Raw genomic sequence first — 13,939 nt, forward strand, 5'->3', positions numbered from 1 at the left:
ACCCGACGCACCCCACAAGACAGCCCGGGCACTACGCTGCATTTAGTCATCTCCCTAACGCAGGATTTTTTATTATGTCTACCTCTGGTAGCAAACGAGCCATCATGGCAGCGCTTCTGGCCAACTTGGGGATTTCTGTAGCCAAGTTTGTGGGCTTTCTGATTACTCGTTCATCTTCGCTCTTGGCCGAAAGTGTGCACTCGGTAGCGGACTCCACCAATCAGGCATTGTTGCTGTTTGGGGCGCGCCGGGCCGCTCGCCCTGCTACACAAGCCCACCCTTTTGGTTATGGTCGAGAAAGATACTTTTGGTCGTTTGTGGTGGCCGTGGTGTTGTTTACCGCCGGAGCTGCTTTCGCTATTTACGAGGGGGTAGCGAAACTTCGTAATCCTCATGCCCTGGAAAACGTGCAGTGGGCTATCGGTATTTTGTTACTGGGTTTGTTGTTAGAGAGCTTTTCTTTACGCACTGCGGTGAAGGAAGCCAACCATGAACGGGGAGACCAAACGTGGTGGAGGTACGTGATCCAAGCCAAAAAACCAGAACTCCCGGTGGTGCTGCTTGAAGATGTCGGTGCGCTGCTGGGGTTACTTATTGCCTTAAGTGCGGTGGTTTTAAGCGAAATAACCGGCCAGCCTCGTTGGGACGGCGCCGGCACCCTGATCATTGGTTTGTTGCTATTTGCTATTGCCACTGTGCTAGCTCGTGAAATGCAAAGCCTGCTTATTGGCGAAGCGGTTTCTGACCCCGACCAGCAAGCCATAACGAAAGCCATCACCGAAACCACTGGAGTTGAGCAGTTGATCCATTTGCGAACCCAGCACCTGGGACCTGACGATATTTTGGTTGGCGCAAAAGTTGTTTTCGATGCCACCCTTGACGGAGTAGGCATCGCCGAGACCATTGACCGCATTGAGCAAGACATTCGTCTTGTGGTGCCCAGCGCTCACCCTATTTACGTTGAGCCAGTTAGCTAACCGCGATGCCTAACAAACTGCCGACCAGGTAAGTAGCGCCACAGGCCCCACTGGTTACCAAAACTTGGCGTAACACGGTACGCCACATGGAGCGTTCGGTAAGCCACGCCAAGAGCCCTCCTACCCCTGCCGAAGCCCCTATTCCCAAGCCCACGGAGGCTTCAACGGCCCAAGACCCTGCGCCAAATATCCAGGGGGCAAGCGGGATAAACGCTCCGATTACAAAAGCGGCGAAGCTCGTCAGGGCTGCTCCGATGGGGTCACCTACTTGGGAAGGGTCAACGCCGAGTTCTTCTCGAGCGTGGATTTCTAACGCCACTTCGGGGTCGGTCATCAACTCTCGAGCCACTGTTTCGGCGTGCTCTGCGCTCAGTCCTCTTTCTTGATAGATGGCGGCCAGTTCAGCGATCTCAAATTCTGGGTTTTCGGCCAAGGAAACTCGTTCGATGGCTAATTCGCGTTCTACTAATTCCGCTTGGGCTTTGAGCGAAACGTATTCTCCGGCGGCCATAGAAATAGCCCCGGCGAGTAGCCCCGATACTCCAGCGACCCGCACCATGGAGGGGTCTGCGCTGGCTCCGGCGATGCCGAGGATAAGCGCCACGTTGGAGACCAATCCGTCACTTACCCCAAACACGGCAGCACGTTCAATGCCGCCTTGTACGTTGCGGTGACGATGGACCATTGATGAACTCATAAGGTAAATCTAGCGGAGCGAGCGTTACTCAGCGGGCCGTGTGGTCATCCAAGCGCCAACTATTAGCGTGCCGGACCCCACCAGTTGCCAGGTTTGCAGGGTCTCATCTAACAGAAAAAGACCCAAGACTATGGCTACCACCGGAACGAGGTAGGTGACGATTGACATGCGAACCGCTCCTACTCGACCGGTCAAGGTGGCCGCCGCTACAAAAGCAAAACCCGTGCCTCCTACTCCCAAAATAAGGTTGCTGACCACGGCATCTACCGCCCACGTTGAATCCAGCAGGCCAACGATTCCATAGGGAGTGACCGCCACAACCGCTACCGCCAAGGCACGAGACAACACGGCCAGCGACCCGTACTTTCTTTGCAGGGGCCCAGCGATGTGTACCGCTACCCCGTAAGACGAAACAGCTACCACCACTAAAATAACTCCCAAAGCGGTGGTGGTGTCTCCTGAGGCGGCGGGTAAGCCGATCATGAGAATGCCAAGAATCCCCACCGCTACGCCGGTTAATTGTTTTCGATGGGTGGGGGTGTTGAACACGGTGGCCCCGACCATTACCGCCATGACCGGCATCGCGCTGTTGAGCATGCCGGTCAGCGACGAGTTAATCCATTGTTGTGCTATCGGAAACAAAGTGAGCGGGAAAGCCATCCAGGTTACGCCGAGGAGCAACAGTTTTTTGTGGTCTGTGGCTTCTACTGGGCGCCGTGAGGCGGGGAACACCATGATGGTGCAAAAGCCAAAGAGCACCCGCAGCCAGGTAATCAGTCCGGGGTGTTCTGCCCTTAGAGCAATATCGGTGAAATAAAACGAGGAACCCCAAATGCCCGCGGCGGCTAAAAGGAGCAGCCAGTCGAACCCAGCAAATGGTTGATTTTCTGCAGAATCTTTTACCGGAGCGCTCGCCATTGTCCGAACGCTATCTACCCAATAACTAACTCAGGCTATTTATCTGGCACACTAGGTGATGAAAAAAATTACTTACCCATCTATCTTTTTAGCCTTTGCCTTAGTGGCGGGTGCGTGTGGGAATACAGAAGTTTCCGTCGCCCCTACGACCACTGCCGCTCCAACCACTACGACCGTCGCCCCTACGACCACTGCCGCTCCAACCACTACGACCGTCGCCCCTACGACCACTGCCGCTCCAGCCACTACGACCGTCGCCCCTACGACCACTGCCGCTCCTCGCAGTGTTCAAATTCAGGCTTCTGACGATGAGGCAGTTTTGGGCGCCATCTTGGCATCTGAAGAAATCAATTTTGGGTCAGATGACACCCTCGGTTGGAACATCACTTACCGTTCGCAGTCAGTGACCGGTGAACCTATTGAGGTTACTGGGACTATTTTAGCCTCTGCCGAAGCTGCCGATGGACCTCGCCCGGTGCTTTCCATTACGCACGGAACCACCGGCATGGCCGATCAGTGCGCTCCTTCTTTATCGTTTGCGGACGCAGAGGTTGACTCGTACTTTCTTGAACTGCTGAACCCGCTTTTAGCCAAAGGGTGGATACTGGTAGCCACCGACTACGAAGGGATGGGCGGGCCGGGGCTCCACCCTTACATGGTGGGTGAAAGCGAAGCCCAAGGCGCTTTTGACATTGTGCGTGCGGCACAAACCATTCCGGAACTTAACGCCACCGGCCCGTTGGTGGTATGGGGCCACTCGCAAGGCGGTCATGCGGCGATGCACGTGGCAGAACGGTGGCAAGAGATTGCCCCCGAACTTGACTTAGTAGGGGTGGGCGCTGGTGCTCCCCCCAGCCAAATGGGTCTCTTGAAAGACTTCCTTACTGGTAGCGATTTTCAAGGATATTTAGTCATGGTGGCTGCTGGTTTGGCCACCGCTTACCCAGATCTTGACCTCTCCACGGTCATCAGCGCTGACTACTTTGGCCTCCTTGACGAACTCGAAAAGGGCTGCACGGGCCATATTTTTGAAGTCTTTAACCCGATCGCTTACGACGATTTTGTTGCTGTAGACGACATTTTTGCTCTCCCCGAATGGAACGCTCGCCTCATTGAGAACGACACCAATCAACTCCCCAACCAAACCCCGGTCCTTATCTTGCACGGCGATGCCGACGAACAGATCCCAGTTATTAGCAGCGAGTGGCTCCTTGACCAGCTCTGCGCTCTTGATGGTCACCAAGCTTTAGAACGACGGGTTTACCCAGGGTTTGGGCATTCCGCTGCGGTGGGCGCTTACTGGTCAGAACTGATTGAATGGCTTGACCAGCGCATTGCTGGCCAGCCGGCTACTGACCAGTGCCCGGCTTAGTCTTGTTGCGGAAACAGTTGGCGGATTAACGCTATTGCTATCGCTACCCCTACCAGTTGCATAGCAATAAACATGGGGGCCGAACTGCAGGCGATCCCGGCAAAGGTGTCAGACAAGGTACGGGCCACGGTGACGGCGGGGTTGGCGAAACTGGTAGATGAGGTGAAGTAATACGCCCCACCGATGTAGGCGCCGACCACATATGGAATGGCCGACAAACGAGCGGTTCGCACCAAACTAAACACCACCAGCAAGAGCCCTACGGTGGCTACTACTTCAGAAAGCCAAAGGTTGCTGCCGGTGCGTTCGGTGGTTGACCACACTACGGCGGGCAGGTCGAACATAAGGTTGGCCAGCATTGAGCCGATGGCTCCGCCCACTACTTGGGCGACCACCATGGGAGCCACTTGGCGCCCTTCTCGATGGCCGAGCGCCCATGCGCCAAGGGTGACTGCTGGGTTGAAGTCAGCGGAGATGGTGCCAAATATTGAGATGATGGCCACCAGTACCCCGGCGGTAGCGGCGGCGTTTTGAAAGAGTTGCAGCCCTACGTCGTTGGGTGAGAGTCGTTGGGCCATAATGCCCGAACCGACCACGCCGATGAGCAAAAACATAGTGCCGACGCCCTCGGCGAGCAGGGTGCGCCGAAAGGCGGAAGTGTTCATAGTTTGTTTTCTTCCTTCAAGAGTCCGTAAACCATGGAGTCGGCCAAGGCTTGCCAGGAGGCTTCAATAATGTTTTCTGACACGCCGATGGTGGTCCAGGTGTCTTCGCCGTTGGTGGTATCGAGCAGCACTCGGGTGACGGCGCCGGTGCCTCGCCCGGTTTCTAGCACCCGTACTTTGAAGTCGGTGAGCCGCAAAGTGTCTATGGCCGAGTAGCGGTCACCGAGGGCACTGCGTAAAGCCGCATCGAGAGCATTTACTGGACCGTTGCCGCTTCCGGTAGCGGTCACCGATTGTTGATCTAAAGTTATGGTCACGGTGGCTTCGGTTTCTACTTCTACCGCTACGTCGTTCCATGCTCGGCTTCCGCTTCCTGAATGATGACCAACCTGCACGGAGAAAGATTCCAGTTGAAAGAACTCTTGTTCCCAACCGCCAGCGGCCCGCATCAAAAGTTCTAACGAGGCGTCGGCTGCTTCGAAGTGGTAGCCCCGATATTCGAGGTCTTTAAGCGTTTCTACTACTTCGCCCAGGACTTCGGTTTCTAAGTTGAGGCCCAGTTGTTCGGCCCGTAGGGCAATGGTGGCTCGTCCGGCCATTTCGGAAACCAAGAACCGGGTGCCGTTTCCAACCAGGTCGGGGTCAATGTGTTCGTAGGCGTCGGGGCGACGGGCAATAGCGCTGGTGTGGAGCCCTGCTTTGTGGGCGAAGGCGGTGGACCCGGCGTAGGGCTGTTGTGGGTCGGCGGCAAAGTTGGCTACTTCGGCCACGTGATGGGCCACCGAGGTGATTTCTTTTAAGTGTCCTTCGGGCAAAGTTTCTATGCCCAGTTTGAGGCTGAGGTTGGCGATGACCGGTATCAGGTCGCAGTTCCCTACTCGTTCGCCATAGCCGTTGATGGTGCCCTGTACTTGGGTGGCGCCGGCCTTGACCCCGATCATGGTGTTGGCAATGGCGCAACCGGTGTCGTTATGAAAGTGCACGCCTATGGGGGTCGAGAATTTGGCTACTACCTCGGTCACCGTGCGCTCTACTTCGTCGGGCAGCGTTCCGCCGTTGGTGTCGCAAATAACCAAGCAGTCGGCGCCGGCGTCGACAGCACCTTGCAAGACGTCTAAAGCAAACGTTGGGTTGGCTCGGTAGCCGTCAAAAAAGTGTTCGGCATCAAAGAACACTTCGAGGCCTTGTTCTTTTAAGTACCGAATGGAGTCGGCCACCATGGCCACCCCTTCTTCCAGGGTGGTGCGTAGCGCTTCGGTTACGTGATAGTCCCAGGACTTCCCCACGATGCACACCGTTTGAGTGCCCGAGGCCACCAAGTTGGCCAGGGTGGGGTCGTTTTTTGCTTCGCCGTTTACGCGGCGGGTAGAGCCGAAAGCCACCAAACGAGATTGTTTGAGGTTCAATTCGGTTTTAGCCCGCTCAAAAAACTCTACGTCTTTGGGGTTGGCGCCCGGCCAACCACCTTCGATGTAGTGCACGCCCAGACGGTCGAGTTGCTCGGCGATACGCAGTTTGTCGTCCACGGTGAACGAGATGCCTTCCAGTTGAGCACCGTCGCGCAGCGTGGTGTCGTAGATATCTACGGCCTTTGGGGTGCCCCCGGGGTTAGGCATTTACGTAGTCGTTCCATTCAGTGTATTGAGGGCTTTGGCCGCGTACTGCAGCAAAGTAGCCTTCTTGGATGACTTGGGTGATGGGCCCTGGGTCGCCGATTTCTCGGTCATCAACTGAGCGGATGGGTACTACTTCTGCTGCGGTGCCCGAAACAAATGCTTCGTCAGCGATGTAAAGGTCGCTGCGCAAAATGTTGCCTTGGCTGTAGGGAATGCCGAGGTCTTCGGCGATACGTCGCACTGTTTTTTGGGTGATGCCTTCTAACGCTCCGGCCGAGGTGGGTGGGGTCACGATGCCTCCATCTCGGACTACGAACAGGTTTTCGCCGGTACATTCAGAAACATAGCCCTGAGGTGACAGCAAGATGGCTTCGTCGTAGCCGGCTTTTATGGCTTGCACTTTGGCCATTTGCGAGTTGATGTAGTGGCCGCAGCCTTTGGCGGCGGGTGGCATGGCGTTGGGGTCGTGGCGTTGCCAGGAGGAGATCATCATGCGCACGCCATTTTTTACCCCGTCGTCGCCCAGGTAGGAGCCCCATGGCCAGCAGGCGATGGAAACGTCAACGGAGCAGGGCAAGGGGTTGAGGCCCATCTCGCCGTACCCGAGGTAGGCCAGAGGGCGGATGTAGCAGGAGGAAAAGCCGTTGACTCGTACTGTTTCCAAGGTGGCTTCAACGAGTTGGTCGACTGTCCAGGGGATGTCGATGAAAAGTATTTTGGCCGATTGAAACAATCGTTCAATGTGCGGCCGAAGTTGAAAAATGGCTGGGCCTCGGTCGGTTTCGTAGGCACGGATGCCTTCAAAAACGCCGTTGCCGTAGTGCAAAGTGTGGGTGAGGACATGCACCGTGGCGTCGTCCCAATTTACCAGCTCACCATTCATCCATATTTTGTCTGCTTTTTCGAGGGGCATGTGCTTTTCTTTCTCTTGAGATTTGGGGTTAGTGAACTCGTTGGGCTATTGCGTCGCCGATGGCTACGGTGCCTTCGACTTGGGTTTCTGGGTCAGCGCAGGCTGCTCTAATGTTTTTCGCGGCAACTGTTTCACCGAGGAAGTCCAGCATCATGGCGCCCGACAAGATGGCGGCCGTGGGGTTGGCGATGCCTTGTCCGGTGATGTCGGGGGCTGAGCCATGAACGGGTTCGAACATGGAGGGGCTGGTGCGGTCTGGGTTGAGGTTGGCGGAGGCTGCTAAGCCGATGCCTCCGGCTACCGCTCCCCCGAGGTCGGTGAGGATGTCGCCAAACAAGTTGTCGGTCACGATGACGTCGTATTGTTCGGGTGCTTGCACAAAATGGATGCAGGCCGCATCAATATGGTTGTAGGCCGTTTCTACGTTGGGGTATTCGGCGGCGACTTCGTTGAAGGTGCGTTCCCAGAGGTCGCCGGAAAAGGTCAACACGTTGGTTTTGTGTACCAAGGTGAGGTGTCCTCGGCGGCTCGCTGCAAGGTCGAAAGCAAAACGGATGCAGCGTTCGGCACCCCGGCGGGTGTTAACTGACCCTTGGGTGGCTATTTCGTGTGGAGTGTTTTTGCGTAAGAATCCGCCTTCGCCGGCGTAGGTGCCTTCGGTGTTTTCGCGCACGACTTGAAAGTCAATATTTTTTTCTGAAAAAAGAAATGGTCGAAGGTTGATGTAGAGGTCAAGCTCGAAACGCATTTTGAGCAGCAACCCGCGCTCGATGAGCCCTGGGGGCACTGCTGGTGTCCCTACTGCTCCGAGGTAAAGGGCATCGAGGCTGCGCCATTCTTCGATAATACTGTCGGGCAGAACCGTGCCGTCGCGGCCGTAGCGTTCCCCACCGAGGTCGTAGTCCACGGTGTCTAGGGTGACACCAGCCGCGCTGATTACCTTGAGTCCTTCGGCTATGACCTCGGGGCCAATGCCGTCACCGCCGATGATTCCTATGCGATGTGCCACTTGCTTGCTCCTGTTTGCTGGTTGTCGTTTTGTTGAATCCGAGGGTAAAGAAAAAACCGCCCACTAAGTGGACGGTCGAAGCGCACACCAAAAGGCGTGCGCTACAAAATAATAATTACCGACGGTGTTTTGTTCATGGTGAAGAGTGTAGCAAGTCGCCCCCCGGGGCAGTCAAATGGATAACGATCGCTTCAAAGGAACGTGGCGTAACCTCTTCCGAGGGCTACCATCGCCGTATGCCTCAGATACATCATCTTTCTCAACAAGCTCACGACCGTTTACTGGCCGAACTCACCGACCTGACCACTCGGGGGCGTATTGACATTGCTCGTAAAATCGAAGCGGCTCGTGAACTTGGAGATCTTTCCGAAAACGGCGATTATCACGCTGCGAAAGAAGAAAAAGGAAAAATGGAGGGCCGCGTTATGCATCTTGAAAGCGTCCTTGAAGACTGCGAGATCGTGGAAAGCCCTGTAGGCCCGGTTGATGAGGTCACTACCGGGGTGACCGTTACAGTTCTTTATGAGGGCGATGATGAGCCAGAACGCATGTTGGTTGGTTCTATCGAAGAGCAACGTGATGACATTGTCGTGGTTTCTCCTCGTTCTCCTTTGGGGGAAGTTCTTTTGGGGGCTTCGGTGGGTCAGGAAGTGACTTTTGCGGCGCCTAACGGTGATCTGCAGGTGCGAATCATCGGTATTGGCGAGTAATTCATGCCGGCCGCTGCAACAGAATTGGCGGCCGCTCCGCCTTGGCGAACAATAGAGCTACCTTCGGGTCGTTCGCTTCGTGTACGAGATTCTGGTCCCTTGGTCACCGACCCAGATAAACCGGCGGTGGTGTTGCTGCATGGCTGGTCGGTGAACGCTGACCTTAATTGGTGTCGTTCTTATGAAGCGCTGGGTCGTGTGTCGCGTATTATTGCGTGGGACCACCACGGCCATGGCCAGCATGGTTTTCGAGGCCGCCGCCGTTTTTCTCTTGAGGGTTGCGCCGATGATGCGGCAGAGGTGATCGCTGCTTTGGGCGTGGACTCGGTTGTTGTTGTGGGATATTCCATGGGAGGTGCGGTGGCTCAACTGCTGGCTCGCCGCCATCCGGGCTTGGTGGAGGGTTTGGTTTTGTGCGCTACTGCTACACGTTTTGCTGAATCTTCTCGGGAAAAACGGGACCATCGGGTTATGAGTTTTTTGGCTCCTTTTGCTTTATTCTTTCCGGGTTTGATGTGGAAACTTGTTGAGCGAATCACCGAATCTCGGGGCGGTGCTCTCGGCATTGGTGATCCAGAATTTGATGCTTGGGCTAATCAGGAGGTTAAGTCCGGGCAGTTGCATCGGATTTTAGAAGCAGGCGGGGCGCTTGGTGATTTTGATTCTTCTTCTTGGGTTGGTGACTTGGCCGTACCCACGGCGGTGGTTTCTTTTACTGAAGACACCGTGGTGGCTCCTTTTCGCCAAGAGGCTCTTGTGGCTGCTCTTAGTGACCCGACAATTTTTGAGGTGCCAGCGGACCACGTGGGGTGCACCACCCAGCCCAATCTTTTTGTGCCGGCCTTGTTGAGGGCACAAGCCGCGGTGTCTCAACCATGAGCAGTGCTCCGTGGTGGTGGAAAGTTTTGGTGGTGGCTGGAGGGGCTTTGCTGGCTTTAGCCATTGTGTACCCGACGCTTACCAGCGGTTAACTCAAAATTCGGCTGCACACGTTTCCGGCCCACATGTCGAGCACGATTCCGGTGTCTTCGGTGGTGTTGCTCAAACCATAAACACCATCGTCGCTTCCGGTGGAATCAAAGGTAAAGAACCCGGAGAGGTCTCCGTCGATGGCCAAGCCAATGGAGAAATTGCCTGGGTAAGCCATGCGTATGTCGGCCACGGTGGACCCAATGCCGATGCGGCTTAGTGTCCAGATTGATGACTCCACGGCCCAGGGGCCAGAAATATACCATTGCTCGAAAGTGGCCCCTATGCCGGGTTCTCCGTCATCTATGTCTTGGTCGGCGAAAACAATTTCTTTGTCGCCGTAGGTAACGGTTCGTACCATGGGAGCAAAACAGGTGGCGTTTTCTTGCCAGCCGGTGTCGGAATCTGGTGCTCCGAATGCTTCTTGGAAGGTGAGTAATACGTCGTCCACTGGGTTGCCGAAGGCCACCATGTTGCGGTCGCTTTCAAGGGCGTCTAGCAAAAGCCCTACCGGGGTCATGGTTACTTGACCGAGAGGAGGCAAGGTAGTGGTAGTGGTAGTGGTAGGGGCCAGCGTGGTAGTGGTGCTGGTGGTCGTTGAGGTGGAGGTGGTGGTTTCTTCGACCGGGGTAAAGGTAGTGGTGGAGGCCAGCGTGGTAGTGGTGCTGGTGGTCGTTGAGGTGGAGGTTGCGGGGGTGATCACCATGGGGGCTTTTTCTTGGCCACCCGTGGCTGCGAGGGCAGCAACGACGCCGAGACCTATCACCGCCAGGAGAGCGAGGATGACCCAAGGCGAGCGACGTTTGCGTCGTAAAGAGACGGGGGCCGCTTCTTCGAAAACTGATCGGGAACCTACTGAGATTACGCTTGGCGGGGGTTGGGGTACCCGGGTAGTGGTGGGTGCTTCGTGGCCAAGGTCTTCGCGAGTTACTCGGCCTTTGGGGGCCGCGGGGGCGTCACCGTGGCGCTTCCAAAAGAGCCCGCCGAGAACGCCCGATAATTCGCTATCAGCGTTTGACGGCCCGTGGGTTGCCATGGCTGACCACGCTCGGGTTTCGTTTACGAACTCGACTTTGCCCATGAGTGCTCGTTGGGTTGCTGCGGCATAAATACTTTGGTCGGGGCCACCGGCGGTCAGCACCACCAAGGTTTCGTCGGGAGCGCCATCAAGCACCTGAATGCTTTGGGCATGCACTTGGGTCAGCAAATGGGCGAGAAGTACTTCGCCGGTCATGGTGCGTCCGGCTATTTCTACCGTTTGACTATCTGCTAAAACCCCGATGGGGTCTTCGAGCAGACCTTGGGGGTCTTTTGCGCCTCGTTCAAGTGCTGAACGTCCTGCGACCACTGCCCCTTCAGCATCCACGTGGAGCACCATGGGCATTCCTGCCTGGTCACCGCCTAAGGCAATCAGATCAATTCGGCCGTTTTTATCTATGGCCGCATGGGCGAGGGACGGTCCGAGGTGTATGGCGAGGGTGGTGGTCATAGTCAAAGAAAAAGCTTTATTGCCGTTTAGGGGCTTCTTGCAGGAAATCCTAGAGGGTTTTCCCTTTTGTCGCACTTCTGTATCTTTTTAAGACACATCCACCCATCGGTAGCAAATATGGCTTTGCTCGTGGCATCATTCTTAGCGATGGACCTTCGCCAACTCACTCACCTTCTTGCCGTAGCAGACCACCAAAGCTTTTCGGGGGCTGCCCGCTCTTTACATACTGTGCAGTCCAACGTGTCAACCCATGTCGCTCGTCTTGAAGCTGAGCTAGAAACTGTGCTCATCGACCGCCGTACTATGTCGCCTACGGCAGAAGGTCACGCCGTCATTGAACGCGCTCAGCGTATTCGTAACGAACTTCAAGCCATAACCGATGACATCGCTTCCATGCGTAGCGAGGTCGCTGGCTTGGTGCGTATCGGCTGCATCGGGACCACCGCTCGTTGGCTGGCTAACCCACTTTTGCAGCGACTCAACGATCTCTACCCAGCGTTGCGGCCCATGTTGGTTGATGCCACCACCACCTCGCTTCTCTCTCGCATTTCTAACGGTGAACTAGATATGGCTGTGGTGAACACCCCGGTGGTTGGTGCCGGCTTATCTACGTTGAACCTTTTCGAAGAGGAGCGGGTGATCATTGCGCCTCGTGATCATCCGTGGGCCAACCGAAAAACCATCACCATTCGTGAACTCGCTGACTACCCCATCATGCTTACCCCTGCGGGCACGACCTTTCGCGATGCCGTAGATAAAGAACTCGCTTCTATCGGGATTCACCTTGAACCTTCTGCAGAAGTTGACGGTCTACGGCTGCTGGCTTCCTTAGCCCTCCAAGGCCATGCCCCGGCCTTGTTGCCGGCCAGTGCAGCTTTTGACCATCCCGACGACAACTGGGTGCTCATTCGTATCGATGGGCTTACCCGGCGATCGGTGGGCTTAACTTTTAACCAACGCACTACCCCGTCTACTCCGGTTCGTTCCACCATTGAGGTGTTGTCCGGCGTGGTGAGCGACATTGCTCCTTTGCAGCCGGGGGTTTACTTGGCCTTTGATCACTGATCATTGTCCGAGCGGTCTAAGGTACCGTTGTCCCCTAATCCCTTACTTACTCCTGAGAGATCGCCCTAAACGTGTCCCAAGTTTCTTCTTCACCTGCTGCTTCGCTGGCTTTGCGGTCTGGTACTGGCGGGAACGTGTCTTTTGGCGTGGCTTCCCTTGATGGTCGGCGTGTGGTCCGTGTTGAGGTAGGCGGAGAAAATCTTGGTGCGTTGCTTCCTGTTGATGGGGAAAATCTCGCCGAGGCGGCCCGTATGGCTCGGCGTCAGTCGCTTCCTTTGGTTTGCCATTTGAGTTCCAGTGGCGCCGATGTAGCCCACGGGGTGGCTGGCATTCATGGCTGGGGCACCGCCGCTCGTGAGTTTGTGCAGTGCTCTGGGGTGGTTCCACTTATTTTTTGTGTCACTGGCCCGGCGGTTTCTGGTCCGGCTCTTTTGTTGGGTCTTGCTGACCTGGTCATCATGGTTGACGATGCTTACGCCTTTATTAGTGGCCCCAATATGGTGCGCCAATACACTGGCGAAGACCTCACCGCAGAAAGGTTGGGAGGCGCTTCGCAGCACGCGAGAATCTCTGGTGTTGCTCATTTCACCGCGCCTGACCGAGAGGCCGCTGATGAGTTGCTTGCTGAGTTGTTAACTTTTTTGCCCGACAGTTTGCATGACCTTCCCCCTCGGTGGCCTTGTTCTGACCCGTTGGACCGTTTGGTTCCAGAAGTGGCCGAGCTCATTCCTGATTCGCCAACCGGCAGTTACGACGTGCGGCACGTCATCGAAAGCTTGGTTGACCATGGCCATTATTTAGAACCGCGCGCTGCTTTTGCTACCAACTTGGTGACTGCTTTCGCTTGTTTGGGGGGTCAGTCGGTGGGCATTGTGGCTAACCAACCGCAATCGGTTGCGGGTACTCTTGATATTCCTGCGTCGCAAAAAGGCGGAAGGTTCGTGGCTTTTTGCGATGCTTTCAATTTGCCGCTCGTTACTTTGGTAGATACGTCTGGGTTCTACCCCGGCAAAGATTTAGAGTGGCGAGGGATGATCCGCTACGGCGCCCAAATGGCCTTTGCTTACGCTCGGGCCACCGTGCCTCGGGTGTGCGTGACCTTACGCAAGTCTTATGGCGGTGCTTACATTGTGATGGATTCTCGTTACATGGGTAACGATTTAATGTTGGCTTGGCCTACTGCGGAGATTGCGGTCATGGGGGCCAAGGGGGCGGTAGAGATTTTACATCGCCAGGCTGACGAAGATGAGCGGGTGGCTTTGGTGGCGGCTTACGAGGAACGTTTGTTGAACCCTTATATCGCAGCGGAACGAGGGACGGTTGATCGGGTCATCGACCCCTCAGAGACTCGTAAAGAACTTACTAATGCTTTGATGCTGTTGAGTGGTAAACGTGAGCGTCTTCCTCGGCGGCGCCACGACAACACCCCGCTTTAACCGTCTTCACCGCATAAATATAAATTTCGCCTTTTTTCGCGTCTTTCATGCCGCTAAGCAGCGCAGAACCCCGTAAAGTCAGAAAGTAACGAATTTTGACCGT

At 55.7% G+C, this 13,939-nt stretch carries 12 protein-coding genes and 1 pseudogene; 6 read left to right on the top strand and 7 right to left on the bottom strand.

From position 1 onward, the window contains the following. Nucleotides 1–74: 74 nt before the first annotated feature. On the top strand, nucleotides 75–977 hold the full coding sequence (locus tag EYQ49_06510; protein ID HIG25523.1) for a cation diffusion facilitator family transporter: 903 nt from the start codon (nucleotides 75–77) through the stop codon (nucleotides 975–977). Here the strand turns inward: EYQ49_06510 and EYQ49_06515 are convergent. Both EYQ49_06515 and EYQ49_06520 read right to left on the bottom strand, forming a co-directional pair. Beyond that, entirely contained in the window at nucleotides 970–1,674 is a 705-nt protein-coding gene (locus tag EYQ49_06515) for a hypothetical protein (protein ID HIG25524.1), read from the bottom strand. The two genes, EYQ49_06510 and EYQ49_06515, sit on opposite strands and share 8 nt — an antisense overlap. A gap of 24 nt (nucleotides 1,675–1,698) precedes the next feature. Beyond that, nucleotides 1,699–2,592 carry a DMT family transporter gene (locus EYQ49_06520; protein ID HIG25525.1) on the bottom strand — a complete coding sequence of 298 codons (894 nt, stop codon included), beginning with the start codon at nucleotides 2,590–2,592 and terminating at the stop codon, nucleotides 1,699–1,701. Between the two features lie 58 nt (nucleotides 2,593–2,650). Between EYQ49_06520 and EYQ49_06525 the strand changes: the two genes are divergently transcribed. Beyond that, nucleotides 2,651–3,964: an alpha/beta fold hydrolase gene (locus EYQ49_06525; GenBank protein ID HIG25526.1), complete on the top strand. Its 1,314-nt coding sequence runs from the start codon at nucleotides 2,651–2,653 to the stop codon at nucleotides 3,962–3,964. Here EYQ49_06525 and EYQ49_06530 read toward each other — a convergent pair. From EYQ49_06530 to EYQ49_06545, 4 genes are read right to left on the bottom strand one after another with little or no spacing between them, the layout of a single operon-like run. Further along, nucleotides 3,961–4,629 carry an aquaporin family protein gene (locus EYQ49_06530; protein ID HIG25527.1) on the bottom strand — a complete coding sequence of 223 codons (669 nt, stop codon included), beginning with the start codon at nucleotides 4,627–4,629 and terminating at the stop codon, nucleotides 3,961–3,963. The genes EYQ49_06525 and EYQ49_06530 overlap by 4 nt on opposite strands. Beyond that, nucleotides 4,626–6,245: a citramalate synthase gene (locus EYQ49_06535; GenBank protein HIG25528.1), complete on the bottom strand. Its 1,620-nt coding sequence runs from the start codon at nucleotides 6,243–6,245 to the stop codon at nucleotides 4,626–4,628. Before EYQ49_06535 ends, EYQ49_06530 begins: the two co-directional genes overlap by 4 nt. After that, nucleotides 6,238–7,158, bottom strand: coding sequence for a branched-chain amino acid transaminase (locus tag EYQ49_06540; protein ID HIG25529.1), 921 nt, complete (start codon nucleotides 7,156–7,158; stop codon nucleotides 6,238–6,240). Before EYQ49_06540 ends, EYQ49_06535 begins: the two co-directional genes overlap by 8 nt. A gap of 28 nt (nucleotides 7,159–7,186) precedes the next feature. Beyond that, a complete protein-coding gene (locus EYQ49_06545; protein HIG25530.1) occupies nucleotides 7,187–8,167 on the bottom strand; it encodes a 3-isopropylmalate dehydrogenase in 981 nt (326 codons plus the stop codon). A gap of 236 nt (nucleotides 8,168–8,403) precedes the next feature. Here EYQ49_06545 and EYQ49_06550 point away from each other — a divergent pair, with 236 nt between their 5' ends. Then, nucleotides 8,404–8,877 (top strand): transcription elongation factor GreA, encoded by a 474-nt coding sequence (locus tag EYQ49_06550; GenBank protein ID HIG25531.1) that lies wholly within the window; start codon nucleotides 8,404–8,406, stop codon nucleotides 8,875–8,877. Between the two features lie 3 nt (nucleotides 8,878–8,880). Beyond that, nucleotides 8,881–9,756: an alpha/beta hydrolase gene (locus EYQ49_06555; GenBank protein HIG25532.1), complete on the top strand. Its 876-nt coding sequence runs from the start codon at nucleotides 8,881–8,883 to the stop codon at nucleotides 9,754–9,756. A gap of 634 nt (nucleotides 9,757–10,390) precedes the next feature. Here the strand turns inward: EYQ49_06555 and EYQ49_06560 are convergent. After that, nucleotides 10,391–10,528: pseudogene (locus EYQ49_06560) on the bottom strand (oligopeptide transporter substrate-binding protein). Nucleotides 10,529–11,452: 924 nt separating this feature from the next. On the opposite strand from EYQ49_06560, the gene EYQ49_06565 reads away from it, so the two are divergent. Both EYQ49_06565 and EYQ49_06570 read left to right on the top strand, forming a co-directional pair. Further along, nucleotides 11,453–12,400, top strand: a complete 948-nt coding sequence (locus EYQ49_06565; GenBank protein HIG25533.1) for a LysR family transcriptional regulator — start codon at nucleotides 11,453–11,455, stop codon at nucleotides 12,398–12,400. A gap of 59 nt (nucleotides 12,401–12,459) precedes the next feature. Then, nucleotides 12,460–13,836: a methylmalonyl-CoA carboxyltransferase gene (locus EYQ49_06570; protein HIG25534.1), complete on the top strand. Its 1,377-nt coding sequence runs from the start codon at nucleotides 12,460–12,462 to the stop codon at nucleotides 13,834–13,836. The last annotated feature ends 103 nt before the right edge of the window (nucleotides 13,837–13,939 follow it).

It is taken from the genome of Acidimicrobiia bacterium, from assembly GCA_012959995.1.
In the GTDB taxonomy this organism is placed as follows: domain Bacteria; phylum Actinomycetota; class Acidimicrobiia; order Acidimicrobiales; family MedAcidi-G1; genus MedAcidi-G2B.